2 protein-coding genes and 1 pseudogene are annotated in these 2,137 nt (G+C 68.6%); 2 read left to right on the top strand and 1 reads right to left on the bottom strand.

The window, feature by feature from the left end; translation table 11 throughout:
- Together Q8W71_RS32785 and Q8W71_RS32780 are read left to right on the top strand one after the other, a co-directional pair.
- A pseudogene (locus Q8W71_RS32785) lies at positions 1 to 881 on the top strand (IS630 family transposase); the annotation flags it as partial.
- 82 nt (positions 882 to 963) lie between these two features.
- On the top strand, positions 964 to 1,845 hold the full coding sequence (locus Q8W71_RS32780) for an FAD-dependent oxidoreductase (protein WP_305529470.1): 882 nt from the start codon (positions 964 to 966) through the stop codon (positions 1,843 to 1,845).
- On the opposite strand, the gene Q8W71_RS32775 is transcribed toward Q8W71_RS32780, so the two are convergent.
- A partial coding sequence (locus Q8W71_RS32775) for an integrase core domain-containing protein (RefSeq protein WP_305529035.1) occupies positions 1,829 to 2,137 on the bottom strand: 309 nt, incomplete at its 5' end. The two genes, Q8W71_RS32780 and Q8W71_RS32775, sit on opposite strands and share 17 nt — an antisense overlap.

Genomic DNA, 2,137 nt, shown 5'->3' with positions numbered 1-2,137 from the left:
GAGGGGCTGGCGGGTCTGCGCGACCGCCAGGCACCGGGCCGCTCCGCCAAGCTGACGCCCGAGCAGAAGCAGCAACTGGCGGCCCTGGTCGAGGCGGGGCCGGACGTCGACAAGGATGGCGTCGTGCGCTGGCGCCGGGTCGACCTGCAGGCGCGGATCAAGGAGTTGTTCGGGGTCGAGATGCACGAGCGCACGGTCGGCAAGCACCTGGCGGCACTGGGCTTCGTGCGGCTGTCGGTGCGCCCGCAGCATCCCAAGGCCACCGACGAGACCCAGCAGGCTTTTAAAAAAACTTCGCCGCGCGCGTGGCGGAGATCCTGCCCGAGCCCGCCCGCGACAAGCCGCTCGAGATCTGGTTCCAGGACGAGGCGCGCGTCGGCCAGCAGGGCACGCTGACGCGGGTCTGGGCGCGCAAGGGCACGCGCCCGCGGGCGCCGCGCGACCAACGCTACAAGTGGACGTATGTGTTCGGGGCGGCCTGCCCAGCGCGCGGCACCAGCGCGGCCCTGGTGCTGCCGACGGTCAACACCACGATGATGTCGCTGCATCTGGCTGAGATCAGCAAGCAGGTCGCGCCCGGCGCGCACGCGATCCTGGTTCTGGACGGTGCCGGCTATCACGGCACCGCCAAGACGCGCCGACCGCGTGGCCTGGTGGTCCCGGACACCATCACGTTGCTCCACCTGCCGGCCTCATCGCCCGAGCTGAACCCGATGGAGCTGGTCTGGCAGTACCTGCGCCAGAACAAGCTCGCCAACCGGGTCTTCCGCGACTACCGACAGATCGTCGACGCCTGCTGCGACGCTTGGAACTTCTTCGCCAACGACCCAGACCTCGTTACATCCATGACCTCGCGTGACTGGGCACAGGTCAACATCTAGGGCCATTGGTATTAGATCGTCGACAGGAGCCAGGATGGTGCGACCGAGCCCGGTCGGACCCGCCCCGCATCGGGGATCCGGAATGCGCGCCTTCAACGACCTCAAGCTCACCACCAAGCTGGCGCTGCCGGCCGGGCTCGTCCTCCTCGTCGCGCTCGGCCTCGTCGGTCTCGCCCGCAGCGGGCTTGCCGCGATGGACAGGACGATGGGCGAGATCGTAGAAACGCGCACCAACCGGGCCGTCGCGGCCCTGCGGGTGGCGAACGCCGTCGCCGAGGCGACAATCGCCCAGCGCAGCGTTATCATCGAGGACAGCCACGAGGCGCGCCTGGCCCTGGCGAGGCAGCACCGGGCGGCGGAGGAGCTGGCCGAGCGGGGCTATGACGTCACGATCGTGGACCGACGTCGCGAACCGGCGGCGGAAACGAGTTTCGCCAACGGGGCCCAGCTTTCCTATGCCTTCGTGGCTCCGCTGGCTTCTCCGGAAACCCTCGCGATGCTGCCGGGCCTGCTGCTCTCGTCCGGTGCGCCGATCCGGATCCGTCCGACCTACGATCCGGCCTTCATCCGCTGGGGACTGCGGTTCCTCGCCGCCTGCAACACCCGCTCGGTCGAGGCGACAACCCGCGCGCAACTCGCTCTCGCGGCATTGAGCCGGACAGTGCTGGCTGACCTGGCGCAGCGGGAAGCGCTGGCGTTCGGTCTGCGCACCGCTGGCAAGCTGGTGGTGTACCGGAAGGCGGAAAGCTTCGAGGCCGCCAAGGTTCAGGCCCAGCGTCAGGCCCAGGCGGCCGGGAGCGAGCAGGAGGTGTTGTCGGCTATAGCCTGCCTCGCTCTGGAACCCTCCCTCATGATCAAGCCCGATACGTTGGCGGGAGGCATCCACACGCCGAGCGAGCAGGTTGGCGACTGCCGACGGTTGGGATTGCCCCGTTTTTGTGGACGGTTCAGGGGGCTTGGCTGAGCAGGGTCTCGATTGACGGTTTTGACCCGGTCTCCTGCTCGTAGACGATGGGCGAGCGGTAGCCGAGCGCCGAGTGGCGGCGCAGCGGATTGTAGAAGGCCTCGATGTAGCTGAAGACCGCCATGCGCGCCTCTGCCTGCGAGCGGAAGCGGCGGCGGGCGAGCGGTTCGCATTCGAGGGTGGAGAAGAAGCTCTCGGCCATGGCGTTGTCGTAGGCGTCGCCGACCGAACCCATCGACGGGCGCACACCCGCCTCCCGGCAGCGATTACCGAAGGCCAGCGACGTGTACTG

It is taken from the genome of Methylobacterium amylolyticum (genome assembly GCF_030700245.1).
Lineage (GTDB): Bacteria > Pseudomonadota > Alphaproteobacteria > Rhizobiales > Beijerinckiaceae > Methylobacterium.
The sequence above is the reverse complement of the archived record's forward strand: the minus strand, read 5'-3'. Positions and strand labels throughout refer to the sequence as shown.